Here is a 24,825-nt window from a genome sequence, read left to right as displayed (position 1 = left end):
TGTATCTTGGTGAGTAAGGGTCCCTTGAATTTAGAGGAAGTTGAAGGGCAAAAGTCGAATACTCTTAGCAAGAAAAGAGTGTTGAATGGAAAGGGTGATCTTAATGTATGTGAAGCAATTTATGACTTCTCGAGTATTTACAGTGAGCCCGGAAGATAATATTGCCGATACCATGGCTCTCATGCGAGAGAAGCAAATCAACCGTTTACCTGTAGTTGAAAAAGGCAAGCTTGTCGGGATTGTTACGGACGGAGATCTGCGCGAGGTATCCCCCTCGCCGGCAACGACACTCAGCATTTTTGAATTGAATTATCTGGTGGGGAAAACTCCTATTCGTGATGTTGCGGTCAAAAAAGTCATCACCTGTACCCCGGATACCAAAATTGAAGATGCAGCCCTTCTTATGAGGGAACATGGCATAGGTGCTTTGCCGGTCGTCGAGAACAGCAAGTTGGTGGGGATTGTGACAGAGTCGGATATTTTTGATACCTTCCTGGATATCATGGGCTTCCGGAGTCCTGGTCAGCGCTTTGTGATAGAGACCAAAGATGAAGTAGGGGTCATGGTGGATCTGGCATCCATCATGAAAGAGCATGATGTCAATATCACCAGTTTAGCAGTCTATCATTTAAGCGATAATAAAGTTCAGATCCTCGCCCGTCTTAACGGGGACCGTGTGAATGAGGTCAAGGAAAGCCTTGTCTCTAAAGGCTACGATTTAAGTCATTGAAAATCTGACACTATGCGAAAAAGCACCCTCAGGGTGCTTTTCCACTGTAAGCAAGTTTCCCTGAACGAGGCTTTCTTCAGTGTTTAATCTTCTCATGGCATGAAGTATAATAGAGAAGACTCTCATGCCGCTGCACTAGTATTGGCGGAGGATGAGAAATGTTGTTTGTCTGGGTCACGTAGCTTTACGCACAACGTGTACTCCATAGCTCCAGGGCTGGTTCACTCGCTTTCTTAACAGCTCCGCCAAACCCCGCTGCTTTCTGCATGCGAACCAGTGGCTACGCTACGTTAAGAAAGCCTTATTCACCCGACCACCCCTCCGCTAAATCCGTTCGCTTTTGTGCATAAAGCTACGCTTACGGGTCCTTTTAGCTTTTCTTGCGGGTCTGTTTTCAGGCTAGAAAACATCCTGAACAAATACTCGAAAAACCACCTAAGGATTTTGCTTTAAGGCAGAGAACTGATTCTAAGCGAGCAGGTAAGCAATCTTCGTGAAAAGACTGCAGCGGAGTCGGGTTGGAAACAGGACGTTTCCAACCGGCCATTGAGAACAAGTGCGAAAGCAGTGCTTTCGAGGAGCCGATTTGGCCACGAAACCCGGGCGAGGGTTTCGCCCAAGCCGCCAATGCCACAGAGACTACTTAGCGGCGCAGGTGTACCCGACAGAGCGGAGGTCTTGAGCGATAGATTGCTCCGCGCAGCTTATGAAGTGAACGCCGAAAGCAAAATCCTGGAGATTTAGCTTTCAGAGAAGCCTGAGCTTTAGGAGGAGGGAGACCATGAACATTTTCGATATTCTCGTTTTGATTTTTGTCCTTATTGGGGCAATACAAGGGTATCGGAAGGGCCTTATTTCCGGCTTGATTAGTCTGGGAGGATCGATTCTTGGACTTGTTCTTGCTGCCAAAAATTATCCCACCCTGCTTCAATGGCTGGAGGAAAACACTCCTTTAAGAGGCTGGTTGGAAACAGTAATGTATCAACGAATGCTGCCTTCAGTACAGGCCAAAGCAGAGATGATCCAGGCAGAGACCCTGGAAAAGATCCTATCTATGTTTCCTGAAGAGTTCAGAGGTATTCTCAGCGGTTCCAATCTACCGGATATACATACCTATACGGATAGCGTATTGCAATCCATTGCCCAAACTTTCACCCAGGCTTTTACGGATAATGCCTTAAAAATTATTTCCTTTGCTTTGATTTACTTTGGGGTGATTATTCTTATTGAGATAATGTCCGCCATTCTTTTAGCTCCATTGGGTTTATTTTCGACAACCATCAATGGGGGTGGTGGATTCCTTGTGGGCGGATTTGTTTCCTTCCTTGGGATAGCCATCTTTGTCGGGCTGTTTGCCCCCTTGATTACTATGGCTAACCCCGGCGAAACCATAGGTTTCCTGGAGAGTTCTACCCTTTATCCTTATTTGAAACAAACCTTTACTTACTTAGGAGAATTCTTACGTTTTAATTTTGAACAGGGTCTGAACTGGCCCTTGGATTTACAGGAATTGAATTTACCTATAGATCTTAAGGATATTACTTTGCCTGATCCCCATAACATTGATTTATGACAGGCAATTGAGGGCACAATGTGTAATGGCAAGAGAGAAAAAGGGGGCTAATTGTTGTGATTCCTTTACACGTAGGAGATACAATTCGTCTGCGCAAACCTCATCCCTGCGGGAGCATGGACTGGAAGGTCATGCGCACCGGCATGGATTTTCGTATTCAGTGCTTGGGGTGTCAACATCAGGCCTGGATTCCCCGAGTCAAGCTGGAACGGCAGATCAAAGAGATTCTTCAAAAAGCCCATAGTTCCGAGGAACAATGAGAGGAAAGCTTGCGGTTTGACCAAGATTCTCATATAATCTTAGAGGGTTTGATAGAGTGAAAATGAGCTGGAGGTTTTTTAAAAATGACTTTGCATGCAGGGATTGTTGGTTTGCCTAATGTAGGAAAATCAACATTATTTAATGCCATAACTCAAGCAGGTGCGGAAGCCGCAAATTATCCTTTTTGCACGATTGACCCCAATGTAGGAATGGTACAGGTACCGGATGCCCGCCTGCAAGTTCTCTCTGAGATGGTTCATCCTGATAAAATAGTCCCTGCTACGGTGGAATTTGTGGATATTGCCGGATTGGTTAAGGGAGCCAGTAAAGGAGAGGGACTGGGAAACAAATTCTTATCCCATATTCGGGAAGTGGATGCCATTGTTCATGTGGTTCGGTGCTTTGAAGACAGTAATGTGGTTCATGTGGAAGGCAGTGTGGATCCGAAAAGAGACATCGATACCATCCAGTTGGAGCTTATCCTTGCCGATATGGAAAGTGTGGAAAAACGCTTAGAGCGTTCTGCTAAGCTCTTGAAATCAGGGGATAAGAAGGCTCTGGCAGAAGTAGCTCTGCTCAATCGCTTGAAGGAGACCTTGGATGCAGGTCTTGCAGCCCGCTCTTTGGAATTCAGCGATGAGGAACGGGAGATCCTGAAATCCTTCCCACTCTTAAGCATGAAGCCGGTTCTTTACGCTGCCAATGTCAGTGAAGAGGAGATAGCCGATCCCGATAATAACCCCTATGTCCGGAAAGTAAGAGAAATCGCCGCTGCTGAAAATTCTGAAGTAGTGGTGGTTTGTGCGAAGATCGAGGCTGAGATCGCGGAGTTAGAGGAAGAAGAGAAGAAGGTCTTTCTGGAGGACTTGGGTCTTGCAGAATCCGGCTTGGACCGTCTGATTCGAGCAGCCTTCCATTTGCTTGGCCTTATGACTTATTTTACTGCGGGTCAAATCGAAGTGAGAGCTTGGGAGATTCGCCGGGGAATGAAGGCACCTCAGGCGGCGGGGGTTATTCATACTGATTTTGAGCGGGGATTTATCCGCGCTGAAGTGGTTTCTTACAAAGATTTTGTAGAAAACGGCGGTCTTAATGGGGCCAAGGAAAAGGGCCTGGTTCGCCTAGAGGGGAAAGAATATGTCATGAATGATGGAGATATCGTTCATTTCCGCTTTAATGTATAATACATTTATGGATAATATGAGATTTTCCATTTGCATAGTATTATGCAAAGTGCTATAATCTTTAAATGGTAGTCTTTATGTAGTCTTTTAGACTATGTATCCCTGCCCCTGTCATGGGGGCCGCAAGTCCGAGGGGAGGTGCAATTATGAAAGCGTACGAAGTACTTTATGTCATCCGTCCTGATTTGGACGATGAGGCTGTTGCCGCAACAGTGGACAGGTTATCCGAAGTTGTTACCAACAACGGTGGAGCAGACGTGGCTATTGACAAATGGGGCAAACGCCGCTTAGCTTACGAAGTTAACGATTATCGGGAAGGTTTCTATGTCCTGATGAACTTTAATGGTGAAGCTCGTACGGCACAAGAGGTGGAGCGGATCATGAAGATCTCCGATACCGTTGTGCGTTTCCTTACCACGAAAAAAGAAGATTAGTAGGGAGGGGTTACTATGTTGAACCGCGTCGTTTTAATAGGCCGTTTAACGAAAGACCCCGAGTTACGTTATACCCCGAATGGAGTTGCTGTAGCCAGCTTTACATTAGCTGTAGATCGCAATTTCAAGAATGCCAACGGGGAACGGGAAGCGGATTTTATTCCATGTGTAGTATATAGACAACTGGCTGAGCTCTGTGCGAATTATCTTTCCAAAGGTAAATTAGCAGCTGTCGACGGGCGGCTGCAAGTTCGTACTTATGATGCTCAAGATGGGCAACGCCGTTGGGTTTATGAGGTCGTCGCTGAGAATGTGCGCTTCCTCAGTCCCAAAGATGGCGGAAATTCCGGATATGGAGCATCTTCAGGAGCCAGTGACGTGGGGACTTATGGTCATGAAGTAAGCTTAGATGACGATATCCCATTCTAATCGGAAAGGGAGTGAATTTTATGAAACGTGAACGCGGACGCCGTCCAAGAAAACGGGTATGCAGCTTTTGTGTCGATAAGGTAGAAGCTATCGATTACAAGGATACACATAAAATACGCAAGTATATTACCGAGCGCGGCAAGATTCTACCTCGCCGTATTTCTGGTAACTGTGCAAAGCATCAACGTCAAGTGACAGTGGCTATTAAAAGAGCTCGCCACATTGCGTTATTGCCTTATATCGTAGAATAGAGAATGAAGGGGGGAGCTGTTGCTCCCCTTTTTGTACTTTCCTTGCAGGAAATCGGTGTCGGATTAGCGAACATTTTTTAGATAGGGATTTATAAGGTTATAACACACGGTATAGTGATAAAATATGACGGGAGGGGCACCCGTGGTTGAAGTCGATATAGTAAAAGGGTTAAAGGCTATTGAAGAGATTAAGGTAGAAATGCTTAAGGCCCAGTGGGCGATGCAGGAAGGATCTCTGCGCGGCTCGGAAGAAGAAATACTCCAGAGCTTAGCTGATCTTGTTGCTTTAAGCTATTTACTAACTCGGCGCATGGGGTTTGATTTTTCAAAGTTGGATCGCACCCTATTGCAGCGTTTAGAGGAATGGAAGGCCGAGGATCATCACAAAGTAGAAACTCAATGGGGTGATATCAGTTTATTATTAAGCTATTTAGCCCCTGAAGAATAGATTGGAGCATCAGAATGTACGTCAGTGACCAAAAAACCACCAATACCTTAGCAGTACTTGTCCTGGTGATCGGACCTTGGCTTGGAGTCTCCATGCAAGTCTGGGGATGGATGCTGGATATTCTCTTACTTATCGCCTTGTTGTGGGTTGGACGAAGTGTTGGAGGACAAGGTTTACGCTATGGAATGGTCTTTTTGATTTCAGGGTATGGACTAGCGTTGCTTTTTAACGGAGTTTCTTCCATTCAATATTTTAGCTTTGTTCCTTGGGCAGCTTTAGTAACTCTATGGGGAATGGGGGCCAATATCCCCCAGCGGGCGCTTGTTTTTTGGAGTTTAGTCGCGGCTGGGATCCTGGGAGTATTGCCTACCCTTGCTATGCTCATGCAAGGGATTCCTCAAGAAAGTATCCAGAACTTTGTCCAGAATATGATGGATCAATATCGTCAGGCGGGCCTGCTGGAAACCTTAAAAACTCAAGGGATATCTGAGCTGGAGCTTCAATCCTTGTTTGAACAAATCGTCAATACCCTGATTATGTTGATCCCCGGTCTGGTAGCCATCACAGCCCTAGCCAAGTGGGGTGCAGTCTATTATACATTCATGCGCTGGATACCGATTCCCGGTCGGGAATATCGTCCTTTTACGGAGTGGAGATTGCCCTGGTATGCCATATGGGGAATGAATTTTGCCATTGTCAGTTACCTTATAGGAGATCAGTTCCAGTGGCTGGCTATTAAGAGCATTGGTATGAATCTTATGCTGGTTTATGGAGTCGTCGCTTTTGTTCTGGGAAGTGCTCTTTTTGTGTCTCTTCTCAAGAAGCCTTGGCTATCAGGCTTTTTAAAATTCATCCTGCTCTTCTCAAGTTTTCTCTATATACAAGTGACGGCTATGGTCTTAATTATTATGGGCTTATTGGATCTGGTGTTAGATTTTCGCCATATGCCAATCCGCAAGAAAGAAGAATAAAATAACAGTTTCAGGATTGCAGAATGGAGGGTTTTAAATGAAAGTAATTTTAAAAACTGATGTTAAAGGGTTGGGAAAGAAAGGGCAAGTCTGTGAGGCTTCAGATGGCTATGCACGGAACTTTCTTTTTCCTAAAGGCTTAGCTGTAGAAGCTACATCGGGTAATCTTAATGATTTAGCTTCTAAAAAGGCTAATGAAGAAAAGAAAAAAGAAAAAGAGAAGCAGGAGGCGCAAGCTTTGGCGACAAAGCTGAGCTCCCTTTCCGTAGAGATAATCACAAAGAGCGGTGAAGGGGGCAAGCTTTTTGGTTCCGTCACCAATAAAGAGATCGCCGAGGCACTCAAAGCAAAGTATGGGATTGATGTGGATCGCCGCAAGCTGGAGCTAAAAGAACCTATCAAAGCACTGGGAACCTTTAATGTACATGCCAAATTGCATCCAGAAGTCACAGCTCAATTTCAAGTCCATGTCAAAGCATCATGATCAGGCAACTGTGAAAGGGGTCCCTAATGAAAGGGTTATTAAATCATTGGTTTAAAAAAAATAAAACCGAAGAAATTCAAGAGGTAGAAGAAAAGGACTCATTAAGCAGCCAGGAGGAAGAGAGAAAAGAGGATGTCCAGAGCGCCCATGAGAAATGGCACCATGAAGTGGACGCCCTCTATACCCTCCTTGCTAATTATTATGGGAGCGATAAATTGGTCTTAAAGGCAACCCGCCTTGAGGCCATTCCTCTTATTCAATCCGATACGATTCAGGAGCGTACGGCCGGCCTTCTTAAGCTCATTTTGGACGATCCGACGGACCGTCCCTTGCCCAGTGAGGAGGAGATTCCCCAGCTTCTTATGGAGATTGAGGACCACTTAGCTGAGCTGATTGCCCGGAGGGCTGTTGAAGATCGTTTGGATAAAGCTGTTGCGGATAAAATGCAGGAGCGGCATGAGGATTACGTTAAAGAAATAAAAAGCCAGCTTCTGAAGGAAAATTCCGGACCGGATAATGCCCAGACCCTCAAGAAATTAGCTCATATCGAAAAGATGAATCAGGTGAAGCTGGCCAGCTCTGTTTCGGAAGTCCTGCGACCTCAAGCCGTCGCGGAAATCATAGGTCAGGAAATCCCCATGCAGTTTCTCTTAGCTAAGCTGGCAACGCCCTATCCTCAGCACATTATTATTTATGGACCTCCGGGTGTTGGCAAAACCTCGGCTGCCCGAGTGGCTTTAGAGGAAGTCAAAAAGAATGTTAACTCTCCCTTTGCCGAGAGTGCTCCCTTTGTGGAAGTGGATGGTACCACCTTGCGGTGGGACCCCCGGGATGTTACCAATCCATTATTGGGCTCCGTTCATGATCCCATCTACCAGGGGGCCAAGCGGGATTTGGCAGAGACCGGAATTCCTGAACCGAAGCTGGGCTTAGTCAGTGATGCTCATGGGGGCATTTTATTCATTGATGAAATTGGGGAGATGGACCCTGTTCTCTTAAATAAGCTTCTTAAAGTATTGGAGGATAAACGGGTTTCTTTCGAATCCGCTTATTATGACCCCAACGACCCTCAGGTACCTCTTTATATCAAAAAGCTCTTCGAAGAGGGTGCCCCTGCCGATTTTGTGTTAATTGGGGCAACCACCCGGGATCCCAGGGAAATCAACCCTGCTTTGCGATCCCGCTGTGCAGAGATTTATTTCAATCCTTTAGAACCAAGGGATATTCAGCACATCGTTTCCCAGGCTGCCCAGAAGTTGGGGGCAAACCTGGTGGAAAACGTTCCGGAGGTTATCAGTAATTATGTCTTTGAGGGAAGGAAGGCCAATACCATCCTTACCGATGCTTATGGGCTGTCCCGCTACCGTCACCCGGAACAGCCGGAAGTTCTGGTGCAGGTTGAGGAAGTCTACGAAGTATTGCGCTCAGCTCGGCTTACGCCCTATATCTCTCATAAGGCTGAGAACCATGGTGAGATAGGGAAGATTTTGGGTCTCGGCGTTCATGGCTTTGTAGGTTCCGTCATTGAGCTTGAGGCCATTGTTTTCCCAGGTCGGGAAGGAAAAGGCACCATCCGCTTCAATGAAACCGCCGGCAGTATGGCTCGGGATGCTGTATTCAATGCTACGGCAGTCATTCGTTCCCTCACCGGTGAAGACCTCAAAGATTACGACGTCCATGTTAACGTGGTAGGGGGAGGAAATATCGATGGACCCTCCGCGGGATGTGCCACCACCTTGGCCATTTACAGCGCATTGAAAAACATACCCCTGCGGCAAGATATAGCCGTAACCGGTGAAATATCCATTCAAGGAAGAGTACGACCCGTAGGGGGCATCGCTGAGAAGATCTTCGGAGCCAAGCAGGCCGGGGTAAAAACCGTCCTCATTCCCAAAGAAAATCAGGCAGATATACCCTCCGGTCTCCAAGGAATACAGGTGATTTCCATAGAAACCTTCCGGGAAGCCCTTGAATATGCCTTATTTTGAGTTTTTAGGAGGAGAAGGTCATGGAACTTACCAGAGTTCCCCCCCATAATTTAGAGGCGGAACAATCGGTTTTAGGCGCATTAATGCTTGATCCGGAAGTGGGGAGTTCCGTTTTTGAAGTATTGCAACCCGAGGATTTTTATCGGGATAATCACCGCCAGGTCTTTCTTGCACTACGAGATCTCTTTGAAAAGGGGGATCCGATTGACTTAGTTTCCGTAGCGGAAAGTCTTCGTCAAAGCGGGCGGCTTGAACAAATCGGTGGTATTGCTACCATTTCCCAAATCGCTCGCTCTGTTCCTTCTGCAGTAAACTGTGAGTATTACGCCAGGATTGTAGCGGAGAAATCCCTATTACGCCAACTCATTCGCAGTACCGGACAAATTGCGGAGAAAGGCTATGAACCGGGAGAAGCCGCCACATCCTTATTGGAAGAAGCCGAAAAAGTAATTATGGATCTTTCTCAGAGACAGGTGAAGGACGGCTTCGAATCCATCCGTAATATCTTGGTCAATACCTTTGAAAAAATCGAAACCCTCTATGCCAATAAAGGGAGTCTGACGGGAGTTCCTACCTTTTTTACGGAACTGGATCGTATGACATCCGGCTGGCAACCCTCGGATCTGATTGTTATTGCCGCCCGTCCCTCCATGGGTAAAACGGCCTTGGTACTGAATATGGCCCAAAATGCTGCGGTAAGGGCGAATGTCCCGGTAGCTCTCTTCAGCTTGGAAATGTCCAAGGAACAACTAGTTCAACGTATGCTTTGTTCGGAAGCCATGGTGGATCAACAAAGAGTCCGTACAGGAGATCTACTGGACACGGACTGGCCTAAGCTTACACGAGCGGTAGGCCCTCTCTCCGAGGCTGAGATTTTTATTGATGATACCGTAGGGATTTCCCTTGCCGAATTACGCTCCAAAGCAAGACGGTTGAAAATGGAACACGGTCTCGGGCTGATTGTCATCGATTACCTGCAGCTTATGTCTTTAGGAAGACGAGCGGAAAGTCGCCAACAGGAAGTTGCTCAGATCTCCCGAGGGCTCAAAGGGATTGCCCGGGAATTGAATGTTCCGGTCATTGCCCTTTCTCAGCTCAACCGGGGGGTAGAACAACGCCAGGATAAGCGGCCGATTATGTCCGACTTATTAGAATCCGGTGCCATCGAGGCGGATGCCGATGTCATCTCCTTTATTTATCGGGATGAATACTATAACCCTGAATCGGATAAAAAGGGAATCGCCGAAATCATTATCGCCAAACACCGGAACGGACCGGTGGGATCGGTAGAACTGGGGTACCTCAAAGAGTTTACAAAGTTTGTGAACCTGGATCGTCAGCATCTTTCAGCCTAAGGACGAAAGTCTTTAGGCTTTTTGGATTAATAATTGAAGCAGAAAGTTTACCTACATATACGAACATTGAAGAATAAAATATCCTTAATGTTCGTGTTTTTTATTGACAAGAAATAAGGGTGACTGCTAAGATAAAATTAGTCTGGGAATGATTTTTGTTATTAAGGGAAAAATATTGGGGACTTATTCTAGTGGGGTCCAGCTTAAGGAGTCAACTAAGGAATCGTTCGGACAGGGGTTCGAAGGGAATGAAGATTTAGGGGGACTTTTTTGTTGATTAATCGATATACACATCCTGAAATGGGCCAATTATGGCGGGAAGGATATGAATATGAGCGTTGGCTGGAAGTTGAGTTGGCCGTGGCTGAGGTGATGGCTGAGCGAGGTGAGATTCCGGCACAGGTTCTGCCCGAGATCCGCAAAAAAGCCAAAGTCAATCCGGAACAAATTGCTCAGATAGAAAAAGTCGTTCGTCATGATCTCATCGCTTTTTTGCAGGGAGTTGTGGAAGAGGTCGGTGAAGCGGGAAAATACCTGCATCTGGGTTTAACTTCCTCCGACGTTAAGGATACGGGACTCAGTTTAGCATTAAGAGATGCCGGTCACCTTTTGCTTAAGGATTTGCGGGCATTGCGTGAGACATTAGCAGAGCGGGCAATCGAAAGCAAAGATATTCTTATGGTAGGCCGTACCCATGGCATTCATGCTGAACCTCTGACCTTCGGCTTGAAACTGGCCTTATGGATGGCCGAAATTGAACGTCAGATCGAGCGACTAGAATCAGCCATTGAGTCGATCCGAGTTGGTAAGATTTCCGGTGCGGTAGGGACCTATGCCAATGTCTCCCCGGAAGTCGAAGAAGCTGTCTGTGTCAAATTGGGGCTCAAGCCGGCATTAGTCAGCAATCAGATTCTTCAGCGGGATCGTCATGCTCATTATGTCACCACATTGGCTTTGATTGGGAGCACTCTTGAGAAAATGGCTACAGAGATTCGCAATCTTCAGCGCACAGATATACTGGAAGTTGAGGAGCCCTTTGCTGAAGGACAAAAAGGGTCTTCTGCCATGCCTCATAAGAGAAATCCTATAACCTGTGAGCAGATCGCAGGAATGTCTCGGCTACTTCGCGGCAATGCCTTGGCTGCTATGGAAAATGTAGCTCTCTGGCATGAGCGGGATATGACTCATTCCTCTGTGGAGAGAGTGATTCTTCCCGACAGCTGTATTTTACTGGACCATATGCTGCGGCAAATGACCCGGGTTATTAAGGGTTTACGCATTCATTCCGATCGTATGATGGATAATCTCCTCAAAACCTATGGATTAACTTCCTCTCAACGGGTCCTTCTTGCCTTAGTTGATAAAGGGTGTATGCGGGAAGAAGCCTACCAATGGGTTCAGCAAGCTGCCTTTGCGGCATGGGACGCCGGGCGGGACTTCCGGGAAGTGATTCAGGAAAATTCACAGGTCATGGAGATACTCACCCGCGAGGAAATCAGCGCTTTGTTTGATTGGAGCTATCATCTTAAGCATATTGACGATATTTTTAAACGTCTGGGCTTATTGAAGTAAAGATCTCAGGAAAAGAAATAAGGGTGGGTTCAAGAAGAAGGAACGGGGGAATCAGGAATGGCATCCGTAGTGTTAATAGGTACTCAATGGGGTGATGAGGGAAAAGGAAAGGTGACAGATTTCCTCGCGGAAAAAGCAGATTTAGTCGTCCGCTATCAAGGGGGAAATAACGCCGGCCACACCGTCGTTGCCAATGGAGAAGAGTTTAAACTTCATTTGATCCCTTCAGGAATTCTATATGAAGATAAGACCTGCGTTATCGGCAACGGAGTAGTGGTTGATCCTAAGGTGTTGCTGGAAGAGTTGGATTATTTGGCCGAACGGAAAGTAAAAACCGGAAAACTCCTGATCAGCTCTAACGCTCATGTCATCATGCCTTATCATCGGTTACTTGATTCTTTAGAAGAAGAGTCTCGCGGAGAGCATAAGATAGGAACCACCAAGCGTGGAATCGGCCCAGCCTATATGGACAAAATCTTACGAATTGGCATTCGGATCATGGACTTAATTGACAAGGAAGAATTTTCCGACAAGCTCCGTCGCAATCTGCAGGAGAAGAATAACCTCTTGACGAAAGTTTACGGTGTTGAACCTCTGGACTATGATACCATCTATAGGGAGTATTCCGGCTATGCCCAAAGGATTCGAAATTTTGTAGCGGACAGCTCTTTAGTCGTTGATGAGTCCCTAAAAGCTGGGGAAAAGATCTTATTCGAAGGAGCACAAGGTACTCTTCTGGATCTGGATCATGGAACCTATCCTTATGTCACTTCGTCCCATCCCATTGCCGGAGGGGCCTGTATCGGCGCAGGAGTTGGCCCTACCCGTATTAATCGGGTGGTGGGAGTCATTAAAGCCTATACCACTCGTGTCGGGGAAGGACCATTCCCCACCGAGTTAGGGGATGAGTCTGGGGAACTCATGCGTCAGAAGGGTCATGAATTCGGCACTACTACCGGCCGGGCACGTCGGTGTGGTTGGTTTGATGCAGTGATTGCCCGCTATGCTGTGCGAGTCAGTGGAATCTCTGATTTCGCCTTGATGAAATTAGATGTTTTGTCTGGTTTTGATAAAATTAAAATCTGCGTGGGTTACCGCATCAATAACGAAGTGATTTATGAATTTCCGCAAAGTCAGAAGCTGTTTAAGGTGTGTGAGCCCGTCTATGAGGTTATGGAGGGCTGGCATGAGGATATCACAGGGGTGACTCGTTTTGAGGATTTGCCGAAGGCGGCCCAGGAGTATGTCAGGCGGATCGAACTCCTCACGGAAACCCAGATTACCCTCATTGCGGTCGGACCTGGGAGGGAACAAACCATTGTCCGGGGTGAAATTTTTTAAGAACATCAGTAGTGCAACAATGAAAAGTAAAGCCCATAGATTTTCAGGGGTTTAGATAGGTAAAAAAAGATATATTTTTTTAATAAAAAATATTGACAAGCTCTTAAATTTGCTGTAGAATTCGTATTCGTGAGTGAGTTTTGAGCCATTAGCTCAGTCGGTAGAGCACCTGACTTTTAATCAGGGTGTCCCGCGTTCGAGTCGCGGATGGCTCACCATTATTTACTAAAAACGCTTGTGTTCTAAGGAATGCAAGCTTTTTTTAATTAATTTGTATGGATAAGACCCCCCTAATAGACACCGTGCATAATAATTATCTGTTATATTCTATTGCATAATAATATTTATCTGTTGCATAATATTTACCTTGACAGGCAGGCCCTTGGAGGCTAAAATTATTTTATCTTTCTGATTATTCGAGGGATAGAATTGTTGAAAAGAGTATGTGTTATTTCATTGTTGGTATATTCACAAACCCGAATAATCATAAAATCTGTTATAAGGAGAAGGTATAATGAAAAGAATGTTCGGTATCCTATTCTCTCTCGTCCTGACCGTAGGCCTTTTGTCAGGTTGCGGAGGCACGGAAAAGCCTCCTGCTGAACCACCCAACGCAGGCGGCAAAGAACCGGCTGCAACCGCCTTTAAGATTGGCGGTACCGGTCCTCTGACCGGCGGAGCAGCCATTTACGGCAACGCGGCCAAGAATGGCGCGCAGATTGCTGTGGAAGAGATTAATGCCCTGGGTGGCATCCAGTTCGAACTCAAATATGAAGATGACGAGCATGACGCCGAGAAGGCCGTTAATGCTTACAATAAGCTGAAGGACTGGGGCGTGCAGATGACCCTCGGCTCCGTGACCAGCACGCCTGGTGTGGCCACCAGTGCTGAGATGTTTAACGATCGTATATTTGCCCTGACTCCCTCCGCATCCGCTCCCGCTGTCACTGAGGGCAAGGATAATGTCTATCAGATGTGCTTCGCCGACCCCAACCAGGGTTCAGCTTCCGCTCAGTATATCGCTGACAAAAAGCTTGGCACAAAAATTGCGGTTATCTACAAGAATGACGATGTCTATTCCAAGGGAATCTATAATACTTTCGTTAGCAAAGCCAAAGAACTGAACCTGGCGATTGTTTCCACAACCACCTTCACCGAGGACAGCCAGACCGACTTTTCCGTTCAGCTGGCCGACGCTAAGAAAAATGGCGCAGATTTAATCTTCCTGCCTATGTATTATACACCGGCCTCTCTGATACTCCAGCAGGCTAAGTCTATGGACTACTCCCCCAAGTACTTCGGTGTGGACGGCATGGACGGCATTCTGACTCTGGAGAACTTTGATACATCCTTGGCTGAAGGCGTTATGCTGCTGACTCCCTTCAGTGCCGATGCTACCGATGAGCGCACCGTCAACTTCGTCAAGAAATATCAAGAACTATTTAAAGAGACTCCCAACCAGTTCGCTGCCGACGGTTATGATGTCGTGTATGCCTACAAGAAAGCCATTGAGACTGCAGGCATCACCCCTGATATGAAGGCCGCCGATATCTGTGAGAAACTGGTCCAAGTATTCCCTACTATTTCTGTTGACGGACTTACCGGTGAGAAAATGACATGGGCCAAGACTGGTGAAGTTTCTAAGACACCTAAAGGAATGGTCATAGAAAAGGGTACCTACGTCGGTATGGACTAAGAAACTGCTGCCCTTTCAAATGGTTTGTCGAGAGGACTGCCGAGTACATACTCGGCAGCCTTTTATCCGTTATGTGGCCTTTTCCGAATATGCTCAAACTAAATGAAGGTGTGTGAGTTATGACCTTTCTCTCTTTTCTGATCAGCGGACTCAGTCTTGGCAGCGTCTATGCCATCATAGCTCTGGGCTATACAATGGTCTACGGCATTGCCAAAATGCTGAACTTTGCCCATGGCGATGTGATCATGGTCGGTGCCTATGTTTGCTTTTTCGCTACCACACGTGGGAATCTGCACCCAGTCTTCGGTGTGCTTCTGGCCATGGTGGTATGTACTATCCTGGGGGTGGTCATAGAGCGCCTGGCCTACAAGCCGCTTAGAGCGGCAACCTCCTTGGCCGTGCTTATCACTGCTATCGGTGTGAGCTATTTTCTGCAGAATTCCGCTTTGCTGCTCTGGTCTTCTAATCCTAAGGTGTTCACTTCCGTAGTAGGAAATGCCTCCCTGAAGCTTTTCGACGGCCAGCTGACCATCTCTGTTATCGCTATCGTCACGATAGTCGCCTGTCTTATCATTATGGCCGCCCTGACCTGGTTCACCGGAAAGACCAAAATGGGTAAGGCTATGCGCGCCTGCTCAGAGGACAAGGGGGCGGCTCAGTTGATGGGCATCAACGTTAACTTCACCATCTCCGTTACCTTTGCCATCGGCTCTGCCCTAGCGGCGATTGCCGGCGTTCTCCTTTGCTCTGCTTATCCCACCTTGATGCCCACCACGGGCTCCATGCCCGGCATCAAGGCTTTCACTGCCGCCGTGCTTGGCGGAATCGGTTCCATACCCGGCGCTATGATCGGCGGTATACTGCTGGGTGTCATCGAGATATTCGGCAAGGGTTATATCTCCACCCAGCTTTCCGATGCCATCGTGTTCTCCGTCCTTATTCTTACTTTGTTGATCAAGCCCACCGGTCTTCTGGGCAAAAAGATCAACGAGAAAGTATGAGGTGGATGCTATGATCGTATTGAAAAAATCGACACGTAAAAACCTCACTACTTACGCCTTAGTTATAGTGGCTTATATTATTGTCCAATTGCTTATAAGCGGCGGCAATATCAGCTCCTCCCTTCAAGGGCAGCTGGTTCCCATCTGCGCTTATGTGATCTTGGCTATTTCACTGAACCTGACCGTAGGTATACTGGGTGAGCTGTCTTTAGGCCACGCGGGTTTTATGAGTATCGGTGCCTTTGCGGGTGTCGTGGCTTGCATAAGCCTGGAGCAGATCATACCCATCACGATCCTGCGCTTGATCGTATCTCTTATCGTAGGTGCTCTTTTCGCCGGAGTAGCCGGTTTCCTGATCGGAATACCTGTCCTGCGTCTTAAAGGCGACTATTTGGCCATCGTCACTCTGGCTTTCGGAGAAATTATAAAAAATATTATCAACATCCTTTATGTAGGGTTGGATAAAGCGGGGCTGCATGTTAGCTTTCTTAGCGACGCCAATGCCCTGAACCTTGGTGACGGCGGCAGAGTCATTATCGACGGACCTCTGGGCATCACAGGTATACCCAAGCTTTCCACTTTTACCATCGGTTTTGTCCTCATACTGATTACTCTGCTTATCGTACTGAATCTGATTGACAGCCGTTCGGGACGGGCAATTATGGCCTTGCGCGACAACCGCATTGCAGCGGAGAGTGTGGGTATTCATATCACTAAGTATAAGCTGATGGCTTTTGTCACCTCCGCCGCCCTGGCCGGTGCCGCAGGTACTTTGTTTGCCATGAATTATTCCACCATCATTGCCTCTAAGTTCGGTTTCAATACCTCGATCCTGATTCTTGTTTTTGTGGTCCTGGGAGGTCTGGGTAATATTCGGGGCTCGATTATCGCCGCCACCCTACTGACCATACTCCCTGAGCTGCTGCGTCAGTTTAACAGCTACCGCATGCTTTTATATGCAATCGTTCTCATCCTTATCATGCTGGCCACCAACAATGATGCCTTTAAGAGCCATTTGCAAGCTTTAAAAGAAAGGCTGCTTCCTGCAAAGTTCAGAAAAGAAAAGGGGGGCACGGAAAATGGATAAGGGTGATGTGAACATGCTGCCGGTGCTGGAAGCCCGGGACCTGGGTATAAACTTTGGCGGACTTATGGCTGTCAATGGTTTCAACATGGCTATCGGACGTACGGAGATAGCCGGACTCATTGGCCCCAACGGCGCAGGAAAGACGACTGTGTTCAATCTGCTCACTAAAGTCTATCAGCCTACCCATGGCACCATCCTGTTGGATGGACGTGACACGCAGAATATGAACACAGTACAAATTAACAAAGCTGGTATCGCCCGGACCTTTCAAAACATACGCCTTTTCTCGAATCTATCGGTTGAGGACAATGTAAAGCTTGGCATGCATAATCATATCAACTACGGTATGTGGAATGGTATCCTCCGTCTCCCTGCTTACTGGAAAGGCGAGAAGCAGGCACATGAGAAGGCCATGGAGCTTTTGTCCATCTTCGATATGGAGAGCTTGGCGGGGAAACAGGCGGGATCCCTGCCCTACGGCGCTCAACGCAGACTAGAGATAGTCCGTGCCTTAGCCACGAAACCCTTGCTGCTGCTCCTGGATGAACCTGCCGCCGGGATGAACCCTTCCGAGACAGCCGAATTAATGGATAATATCGTGAAGATTCGTGATACCTTCCAGATCGCAATTATGCTCATCGAGCACGACATGAATCTGGTCATGGGCATCTGCGAGAAAATAAGTGTGCTTAATTTCGGTAAAGTCATCGCCAAAGGCAACCCCAGCGAGATCAGGAACAACCCTCAGGTCATCGAAGCTTATTTAGGCAAGAAGAGGGAGGGCTGATCACTATGTTGAAAGTTGATAATATAAAGGTCTTTTACGGTGCTATACACGCCATCAAGGGGATCTCCCTGGAGGTCAACGAAGGTGAGATCGTGACTCTGATCGGGGCCAATGGAGCCGGAAAGAGCACCGTCCTAAAAACTATTTCCGGCTTGCTGCGCACCAAGACCGGTGGTATAAACTTCTTGGGAAAAGACATCACGTCCACGGCACCCCACAAGATTGTAGAACGCGGTTTGGCTCATGTCCCTGAAGGCCGGCGAATTTTTCTGCAAATGACCGTCCAGGAAAATCTGGAAATGGGCGCATATACCTGTCCTTCCGGCGGTATCGAGGCCGAATTGGAAAAGATCTACGCTCTGTTTCCACGACTTCTGGAACGCCGCAAACAGGTTGCGGGCACGCTTTCCGGAGGGGAGCAGCAGATGCTGGCTATTGGCAGGGCGCTGATGAGCAAGCCCAAACTTCTGATGCTGGATGAGCCCTCCATGGGCCTTGCGCCGATACTGGTGGAGCAGATCTTCACCATTATCCAGGAGATGAACAAGGCCGGAACCACTGTGCTTCTTGTGGAGCAGAATGCCCAGATGGCCCTGTCTATTGCTGATAGAGCCTATGTTCTGGAGACCGGCTCCATCTCCATTTCCGGCACCGGCCGGGAACTGGCCGAGAGCGATGAGATCCGCAAGGCCTATCTGGGAGGCTGAGCAGCTTTGATGAAGGCAACAAAAAGTTATAAAATAAATGTTAAAAAAAATCTGTCCAAAGGCCTTTACTTATAGGCAGCTTTTGTGTATACTACTAAAGCGTGAGTGAGACACCTCACCATAGTGGCCCATTGGTCAAGCGGCCTAAGACACCGCCCTTTCACGGCGGTAACACGGGTTCGAATCCCGTATGGGTCACCACTATTTGCCTCGGTAGCTCAGTCGGTAGAGCAGAGGACTGAAAATCCTCGTGTCGACGGTTCGATTCCGCCCTGAGGCACCATTTTGATATAAGGAAGTTTATCTTCTTAAGCCATACTGTAGGTTAGGCAGTGTGGCTTTTGTATTGTCAGATTTATATTTGGCGGTATTTATATTCTATTGCCAATAGACAGAAAATGAGCTACACTATAATCTGAATCACTGTCACATCCTGCTAGACCTCAGATTATATGTAACTGGAGGAAGCTCTGTGAAATTGAACAAAGTGCTGGTTATTATTGCACTTCTGGTGATTTTTTCACTCAGTGGTTGCGGCTCCCTTGAAGAGGCTGTTCAGGAGGCCAAAAAGGTGGTTCCAGGCGATTGGGAGGTAGTCCATACCCAACAGGTTCAAAATGAGACGACCATCGTCTTTTACATCAATAATAACGAACTTGGGGCAGGTTTGTTTCAGAAGGATGCCTTTGGTTGGAAATGGCTTGGAACCGAGGGTGGGTCTTTAGTAACTCATCCGAAAGGATTGTCATGGCGTTACTCGGATCTGGGAGATAAAGCTGCAAAGTTCTATCTTTACTATGGATTCGTCGAAGAACCTCAAATCAATACCATTGAAGTAAAGACCACTTGGGGAGAGGTTGTTAAAGCGAATATTGTTAGATCCGGAGATTATCGCCTTTGGTATGCGATGATCAGCAAGGCTCAGGTTCCCTCGGTTGATGCGGATATTACCGGATACTCGGAAAAAGGGGAAGTCCTTTATTTATTCAGTCAGCCCAAACAAGGGACAGTAAAGAAGTAAAATACATTTTGCACACTAACTTGTCCTCATGATATAATGAGTGACGAATTCTTATGTGTTTGAGAGGAGGCTGTGAAGATGGCAAAACATATTCAAACGGTTGTTAAAGCCAATTTAAGTGAAACCTTGAAAACAGGTGGCTGCGGAGAGTGTCAAACTTCCTGTCAATCTGCCTGCAAAACATCCTGTACTGTAGGAAATCAAGTCTGTGTTAAGTAGTATTCGTCAATAGTACCCTTACCAGAACATAATTTGCGACGAAGTGAAGATTGAACATAGGTTACCGAGAACCCACCTGATTCAGGCGGGTTCTGTTTCTATGTTTAACTATTTGAGAAAGAAGGGAAAACCGCCAATGTTCCTTGAAGGATATAATCTTAAGAAAAATGTCCATAGCTATCAACAGGGAGATCTGAATATTGCCTATGATGTAAATTCCGGATCCCTGCATGTTTTAGATAAGGCGACCTTTTCAATCCTGAAGGTATTGGAAAGACTGCAAGAGGAGAATAAGCCTTTGCATAAGGAAGCGGTCACAGCACAGCTACGGGCAGAGGACATACATCTCTCTCATGAGGAAGCCGCTGAAATCTTTGCTGAGATGGAAGAGCTGCAGCAGGAGGGTGTCTTATTCTCTAAGGAAGCAGAGGAAAAAGGCCCAGCTTATCCGGCGAAGCCCATTGTAAAAGCTATCTGTCTTCACGTGGCTCACGATTGCAACCTGCGCTGTAATTACTGCTTTGCAGGAACAGGTGCCTTCGGAGGAGATCGGGGTCTTATGGACCTGGAAACCGGGAAGAAGGCCATTGACTTTGTTCTGGAGGCTTCCGCTCATCGTAAACATTGTGAAGTGGATTTTTTTGGCGGTGAGCCCCTTCTGAATGTTCAAATGGTAAAAGATGTTGTCCAGTACGGGAAAAAAGCAGCGCGGGACAAAGGCAAGACCATTAAGTTTACCCTAACCACCAATGCGGTGCTTTTAAGCGAAGAAATACAGAACTTTCTGGAGCAGGAAGATATCAGTGTCGTACTCAGTATTGACGGCCGTCCGGAAGTTCATGACCGCATGCGTCCCTATGCCAATGGTAAAGGAAGCTATGCCCAAGTGGCTCCACGCCTCCAGCAGTTCGCAGAGAAACGTCCTGAGAGCTCTCCCTACGCCGTAGGTACTTATTATTATGCCCGGGGAACCTATACCCACCATAACCTGGACTTTGATAAGGACGTAATGCATTTGCTGGATCTGGGTATGAAGCAAATATCCCTGGAACCTGTAGTGGCCCAACCCAGTGATCCCTATGCTTTTCAGGAAGGGGATCTTCCAGAGATTTTAAAGACCTATGATCGTTTAGGGGAAGAATTGTTGGCTCGCCGTTACAATGGTGAAGATTTTAGCTTTTTCCATTTTAATGTAGCCCTTGATCAGGGACCTTGTCTGCCCAAACGCCTCTCCGGCTGCGGAGCCGGCCATGAGTATGTGGCTATTTCACCGGAAGGGGATCTCTATCCCTGCCATCAATTTGTTGGCCAGGAGGAGTTCAAGATGGGTTCTCTTGGGCAAGAAAGTGTCCCTCTTAATCCGGAGATCATCGAAAAATTTCGTTCCGCCCATGTCTACAGCAAACCTGCCTGCCGTCAATGCTGGGCACGTTTTTCCTGCAGCGGTGGCTGCCACTCGGCCAACCAGGCCTTTAGCGGTCAACTTAACGAAGTCTATGCTTTAGGCTGTGAGTTCCAGAAGAAGCGCCTCGAGGTAGCGCTCTATATGAAAATTAAAGAGGCTTCATTGAATAACAATCAAGGCTAAATGGAGGGGATAAACATGACCGTTCTGCGCTCAGCTTGTCCGCTGAATTGTCCAGACAGCTGCGGCTTTGTTGTTGAGTACAGTGAGGACAAAGGCCTGCAGGTTCATGGGGATAAGAAGCATCCCTTAACCAAAGGATTTATATGCTCAAAAGCTCAGGCTCAGGCGCAACGGGTCTTCTCGGCAGAAAGACTGCGTTTTCCTCTTCTTAAGGACCAAGGAGTATTTCGTCGGATCTCCTGGGATGAAGCCTATATCCTTTTAGCAGATAAAATAGAAGAGACCCTTAAAGAAGTGGGAGCCAGGGGAATTCTCCACCATTATGATTATGGACACAACGGGACATTAAGGGAGCTGGACCGGCGCTTCTTCCAAGCCTTAGGCGGGGTCACGGAGCCAAGGGGAAGTATGTGCTGGGGAGCAGGCTACCGGGCCCAAGAGATTGATTTCGGGGGAGTTTTGGCCAGCGATTGGACCCAGGTCACCCAAGCGAAGGTCATTATTCTTTGGGGACGGGATCCGGCTATTACAAATCTGCATATGGTGCCTCTTTTGCTTGAGGCCAAGAAGGCCGGCGCAAGGATCGTCGTGATTAATCCGGTGCGGGTAAAGAGTGCTGATTTTGCTCAGGATTATGTTCAGGTTAATCCCGGCAGTGATGGCGTCCTGGCTATGGGAATTGCCCATATCATTTTGCGGGAAGGCTGGCTGGATTGGGATTTTGTACGTCGTTCTGTCCAAGGGCTGGAAGCCTTTGCCCAAAGGGCGAAAGAATACAACCCGGAAAGAGTAGCCATATTGACCGGGATATCGGTTGAAAAACAAGAGGAATTAGCCCAGATCATAAGCCGCACCCGACCTGTAACTATCCTTGCCGGATATGGTTTGCAGCGATATAGTGGTGGGGGTAATACCCTCCGTGCCATTGATGCTCTTTTAGCGTTAACCGGCAACCTGGGGAAATCCGGAGCGGGCATCCATTATGGCAATCAATACCATGGACGTCATCTGAACAAAGTCACCATGGATCGCCATCGTTATCAGTCCCGGACGTTTCCCCATCCATTTTTGGCTGAAGAGATAAGAAAGGCCGATCCACCTATACGCCTGGCCGTAGTGACCCGATCCAACCCCTTGGTCCAGCAGCCCGATTCCCTACTTTGGCGGGAGGTCTGGCGGGAAATACCCTTTAAGGTGACCTTTGATATCACATTGACGGAGACTGCCCGCCATTCGGATATGGTTCTGCCTGTTACGACAGCTTTTGAAGAGGAGGACCTGATCGCCACCTCCTGGAGTCCCATTCTCCAGCTTACCCAGAAGATTGTAGAGCCCCAGTACGAAGCCAGGTCTGAGGCTGTGATTTTTACAGAACTGGCACATCGCCTGGGCCTGGGAGAGGCTTTTCCCTATACGACCGAGCAGTGGCTGGAATACGTTCTGGCCCCATTGTCAGAGTATGGAATAACTTTAGAGAGTTTAAGAAAGGGTCCTATTCGAGCCCCTTATATTCCTGAAGTAGCTTGGGAGGATTTGCAGTTTAAGACTCCCAGCGGAAAGATTGAGCTGGCTTCAGAGATAGCCCTGGCTGAATATGGGGATGCTGTAGCCGATCCCCTCCTTGAAGGTTCCCGGGATAACCTGAAAGTGTATCAGGAATTTTCAAAAACTCAAAGTCAATGGGATTATCCCTGGTATCTTATCACCCCTCATCCCCATCATTCCCTTCATTCCCAGTTCCAGGAGACAGAAGGCTTTCAACTTTATATTCATCCCCAACTCGCTGAGAAGCATTACCTCTTCACTGGGGATCGGGCCTTGGTAGAGACAGAGCATGGTCAACTTTTGGCTTGGGTGTCTGTCTCCGAGGACATTCACCCTCAAACGGTGGTTATACCCGAAGGAGGAACCGTAGATGGATTTGGGGTTAATCAACTGTTGGCGGGCAAACCTTCCGATTTCGGAGAAAGCACTCCCTATTACGAAGCACGGTGTCAGTTGCGCAAATGGATGGTGGACTAATAAGATGAGTCTCCTGTGCTATTTGGCACAATCCTTTATAGACTAACTTTAAGGGAAATGTTAAAATAAAAGAGCATGTTCATATTGAGATTGCTATATTGGAGGGGTGGTTCAGTGCAGAAAAAAACCCAGAAATTAACCGTATATGTTATTGTGGGCTTACTGATTATCAGCTTGGTAGGAACTTCCTTTATGTTCTTGGGGGATATGCGTCCTACGGTTGGCAAAAATTATCAGGATCAAATTAATAGCTTAAAGCAGGCTCTGGAAGCGAATCCTCAGGATACTCAAATCCGCTTAAGTCTTGCCGATACTTACTATGATTGGGGTATGCAAACCTTATCCCAGGATATGTCGGAAGAAAATCTGGGAGCGACTACATCAATCCTTCAGCAGGCGGTGGCAGAGTACCAGGAGGTTCTGAAGACGGAGAAGAACGTCAATATTCTTGTCGATATGGCTACTGCCGCTTTTTATACAAGCCAAAATGAATTGGCTGATCAGACCTTCCAAGAGGCTTTGCAGGAGGATCCGAACTTTTATAATGGCCTTTATAATTACGGAGTTTTCCTGTATTCCCAAGGAAACTATGGCAAGGCTATTGAACAGTGGGAGAAGGCTTTAACTGTAGAAAATATTTCGAAGGACAATCAAGAACGGCTGGAGAGAAATATCAAACTGGCACAAGAAGGCATTGTTCAGCAATTTCAACAATCGGGAAATGGAGATTCACCCGACTCAAATTCTGAGGCTAAATAAGCCTCAATTTTTATTTCCTGATCAAAATTATTTTAAACATTTGTTATAGATAAAGGATCTGATATAATATTCTTTGTTTAGACGGGAAGAGGGGAACTATGTGCATTTAGCGACACTGGCCAGTGGGAGCTCCGGCAATTCCATTGTTGTGGGGCATGGAAAGAGGAATTTTCTTGTGGATTGCGGCATTAGCCTGAAGGCAGCACTACATAATCTCTCCATCCTCGATATATCTCCTTTAGAAATCGAAGGAATTTTCATTACCCATGAACATAGCGATCATATTAAGGGAGCTGGGGCAGTCGCACGAAAGCTTAAAATCCCCATCTATGCCTCAGCAAGGATATGGGATGAGCTGAATCCCTCTATAGGGAAGCTTAAAGATGAACAGCGAGTGGTGGTAGAGGATTCTTTTTCCTGTGCAGGCATGAGGATCCATGTCTTTCCTACCTCCCATGATAGCAAAGAAAGCTTTGGTGTTCGGGTGGAGGTCGAGGAGCCGGTCAAAGGTCAAAGTAAGAGGATCGGTATCGCTACGGATACAGGAATTATCACAGAAGAAATGCATCATGCTTTAAAAGGTTGCGATGCTTTAGTAGTAGAGGCTAACCATGACCGTGAGATGCTTTGGCAGGGGAGTTACCCTTGGTATCTTAAGAAGCGGATCAGTGGGAATTATGGTCATTTAGAGAACAGCCAGCTGGCCGAGGGTCTTCTCCAATGGATTGAGGGGAACACCCGACGTATTGTCTTGGCTCATTTAAGCGACGAAAATAATACACCGGAAATCGCCTTGTCCACCATCTTACGTAGTCTCAAGGAATCCCGTGTAGCCAAGGAAAACCCGGATCTAAGATTGCGGGTGGCACCACGCTATACACCGCATGAACTGATTGTTTTGGACGAATACTAAGCCA

General features: G+C 47.2%; 25 protein-coding genes and 3 tRNA genes. All 28 read left to right on the top strand.

Annotated features, from left to right (window positions below; genetic code table 11):
* Positions 1-85 precede the first annotated feature (85 nt).
* The 28 genes from DESPCE1_RS0120810 (at position 86) to DESPCE1_RS0120675 (ending at position 24,821) form a co-directional block, all read left to right on the top strand.
* On the top strand, positions 86-730 hold the full coding sequence (locus DESPCE1_RS0120810; protein WP_019851593.1) for a CBS and ACT domain-containing protein: 645 nt from the start codon (positions 86-88) through the stop codon (positions 728-730).
* A gap of 781 nt (positions 731-1,511) precedes the next feature.
* On the top strand, positions 1,512-2,303 hold the full coding sequence (locus tag DESPCE1_RS0120805; protein WP_014795964.1) for a CvpA family protein: 792 nt from the start codon (positions 1,512-1,514) through the stop codon (positions 2,301-2,303).
* A gap of 56 nt (positions 2,304-2,359) precedes the next feature.
* A complete protein-coding gene (locus DESPCE1_RS0120800; RefSeq protein ID WP_014795963.1) occupies positions 2,360-2,563 on the top strand; it encodes a DUF951 domain-containing protein in 204 nt (67 codons plus the stop codon).
* An 84-nt stretch (positions 2,564-2,647) separates the two neighbouring features.
* Entirely contained in the window at positions 2,648-3,748 is a 1,101-nt protein-coding gene (ychF, locus tag DESPCE1_RS0120795; protein WP_019851592.1) for a redox-regulated ATPase YchF, read from the top strand.
* Positions 3,749-3,894: 146 nt separating this feature from the next.
* Entirely contained in the window at positions 3,895-4,182 is a 288-nt protein-coding gene (gene rpsF, locus DESPCE1_RS0120790) for a 30S ribosomal protein S6 (RefSeq protein WP_014795961.1), read from the top strand.
* Positions 4,183-4,197: 15 nt separating this feature from the next.
* Positions 4,198-4,611, top strand: a complete 414-nt coding sequence (locus tag DESPCE1_RS0120785) for a single-stranded DNA-binding protein (protein WP_014795960.1) — start codon at positions 4,198-4,200, stop codon at positions 4,609-4,611.
* Between the two features lie 20 nt (positions 4,612-4,631).
* On the top strand, positions 4,632-4,862 hold the full coding sequence (gene rpsR / locus DESPCE1_RS0120780; protein WP_014795959.1) for a 30S ribosomal protein S18: 231 nt from the start codon (positions 4,632-4,634) through the stop codon (positions 4,860-4,862).
* 124 nt (positions 4,863-4,986) lie between these two features.
* The gene (locus DESPCE1_RS0120775) at positions 4,987-5,310 is read left to right on the top strand and encodes a MazG-like family protein (protein ID WP_028305652.1); all 324 of its coding nucleotides are present in this window, start codon (positions 4,987-4,989) and stop codon (positions 5,308-5,310) included.
* A gap of 14 nt (positions 5,311-5,324) precedes the next feature.
* Entirely contained in the window at positions 5,325-6,281 is a 957-nt protein-coding gene (locus DESPCE1_RS0120770; protein ID WP_019851591.1) for a DUF2232 domain-containing protein, read from the top strand.
* A gap of 37 nt (positions 6,282-6,318) precedes the next feature.
* On the top strand, positions 6,319-6,765 hold the full coding sequence (rplI, locus tag DESPCE1_RS0120765; RefSeq protein WP_019851590.1) for a 50S ribosomal protein L9: 447 nt from the start codon (positions 6,319-6,321) through the stop codon (positions 6,763-6,765).
* Between the two features lie 26 nt (positions 6,766-6,791).
* Positions 6,792-8,753 carry a Lon family ATP-dependent protease gene (gene lonC / locus DESPCE1_RS0120760; RefSeq protein ID WP_019851589.1) on the top strand — a complete coding sequence of 654 codons (1,962 nt, stop codon included), beginning with the start codon at positions 6,792-6,794 and terminating at the stop codon, positions 8,751-8,753.
* A gap of 20 nt (positions 8,754-8,773) precedes the next feature.
* Positions 8,774-10,108, top strand: a complete 1,335-nt coding sequence (gene dnaB / locus DESPCE1_RS0120755; RefSeq protein WP_019851588.1) for a replicative DNA helicase — start codon at positions 8,774-8,776, stop codon at positions 10,106-10,108.
* A 270-nt stretch (positions 10,109-10,378) separates the two neighbouring features.
* Positions 10,379-11,680: an adenylosuccinate lyase gene (gene purB, locus DESPCE1_RS0120750; RefSeq protein ID WP_019851587.1), complete on the top strand. Its 1,302-nt coding sequence runs from the start codon at positions 10,379-10,381 to the stop codon at positions 11,678-11,680.
* 57 nt (positions 11,681-11,737) lie between these two features.
* On the top strand, positions 11,738-13,021 hold the full coding sequence (locus tag DESPCE1_RS0120745; protein ID WP_019851586.1) for an adenylosuccinate synthase: 1,284 nt from the start codon (positions 11,738-11,740) through the stop codon (positions 13,019-13,021).
* 142 nt (positions 13,022-13,163) lie between these two features.
* A tRNA-Lys gene (locus DESPCE1_RS0120740) sits at positions 13,164-13,239 on the top strand.
* A gap of 296 nt (positions 13,240-13,535) precedes the next feature.
* On the top strand, positions 13,536-14,717 hold the full coding sequence (locus tag DESPCE1_RS0120735) for an ABC transporter substrate-binding protein (RefSeq protein WP_019851585.1): 1,182 nt from the start codon (positions 13,536-13,538) through the stop codon (positions 14,715-14,717).
* Positions 14,718-14,836: 119 nt separating this feature from the next.
* Entirely contained in the window at positions 14,837-15,718 is an 882-nt protein-coding gene (locus DESPCE1_RS0120730) for a branched-chain amino acid ABC transporter permease (protein WP_014795950.1), read from the top strand.
* A gap of 10 nt (positions 15,719-15,728) precedes the next feature.
* Complete coding sequence (locus tag DESPCE1_RS0120725; RefSeq protein WP_019851584.1) at positions 15,729-16,805, top strand: branched-chain amino acid ABC transporter permease; 1,077 nt, start codon at positions 15,729-15,731, stop codon at positions 16,803-16,805.
* Positions 16,798-17,592 carry an ABC transporter ATP-binding protein gene (locus tag DESPCE1_RS0120720; RefSeq protein ID WP_019851583.1) on the top strand — a complete coding sequence of 265 codons (795 nt, stop codon included), beginning with the start codon at positions 16,798-16,800 and terminating at the stop codon, positions 17,590-17,592. The genes DESPCE1_RS0120725 and DESPCE1_RS0120720 overlap by 8 nt, the downstream gene beginning before the upstream one ends.
* A 5-nt stretch (positions 17,593-17,597) precedes the next feature.
* Positions 17,598-18,299, top strand: coding sequence for an ABC transporter ATP-binding protein (locus DESPCE1_RS0120715; protein WP_019851582.1), 702 nt, complete (start codon positions 17,598-17,600; stop codon positions 18,297-18,299).
* A 125-nt stretch (positions 18,300-18,424) separates the two neighbouring features.
* Positions 18,425-18,500: transfer RNA gene (locus DESPCE1_RS0120710), tRNA-Glu, on the top strand.
* A 6-nt stretch (positions 18,501-18,506) separates the two neighbouring features.
* A tRNA-Phe gene (locus DESPCE1_RS0120705) sits at positions 18,507-18,582 on the top strand.
* A 189-nt stretch (positions 18,583-18,771) separates the two neighbouring features.
* A complete protein-coding gene (locus DESPCE1_RS0120700) occupies positions 18,772-19,320 on the top strand; it encodes a hypothetical protein (protein WP_019851581.1) in 549 nt (182 codons plus the stop codon).
* 78 nt (positions 19,321-19,398) lie between these two features.
* On the top strand, positions 19,399-19,539 hold the full coding sequence (gene scfA / locus DESPCE1_RS22850) for a six-cysteine ranthipeptide SCIFF (RefSeq protein ID WP_014795945.1): 141 nt from the start codon (positions 19,399-19,401) through the stop codon (positions 19,537-19,539).
* Positions 19,540-19,675: 136 nt separating this feature from the next.
* Positions 19,676-21,127, top strand: a complete 1,452-nt coding sequence (scfB, locus tag DESPCE1_RS0120690; RefSeq protein WP_019851580.1) for a thioether cross-link-forming SCIFF peptide maturase — start codon at positions 19,676-19,678, stop codon at positions 21,125-21,127.
* Between the two features lie 15 nt (positions 21,128-21,142).
* The gene (locus tag DESPCE1_RS0120685) at positions 21,143-23,149 is read left to right on the top strand and encodes a molybdopterin-dependent oxidoreductase (protein ID WP_014795943.1); all 2,007 of its coding nucleotides are present in this window, start codon (positions 21,143-21,145) and stop codon (positions 23,147-23,149) included.
* A 114-nt stretch (positions 23,150-23,263) separates the two neighbouring features.
* Positions 23,264-23,908, top strand: coding sequence for a tetratricopeptide repeat protein (locus DESPCE1_RS0120680; RefSeq protein ID WP_019851579.1), 645 nt, complete (start codon positions 23,264-23,266; stop codon positions 23,906-23,908).
* Between the two features lie 100 nt (positions 23,909-24,008).
* Positions 24,009-24,821 (top strand): MBL fold metallo-hydrolase, encoded by an 813-nt coding sequence (locus DESPCE1_RS0120675; protein ID WP_014795941.1) that lies wholly within the window; start codon positions 24,009-24,011, stop codon positions 24,819-24,821.
* Positions 24,822-24,825 lie beyond the last annotated feature (4 nt).

It is taken from the genome of Desulfitobacterium sp. PCE1 (genome assembly GCF_000384015.1).
In the GTDB taxonomy this organism is placed as follows: Bacteria; Bacillota; Desulfitobacteriia; order Desulfitobacteriales; family Desulfitobacteriaceae; genus Desulfitobacterium; species Desulfitobacterium dehalogenans.
Note: the sequence above shows the minus strand (reverse complement) of the source record. Positions and strands in the feature narration are given on the sequence as shown.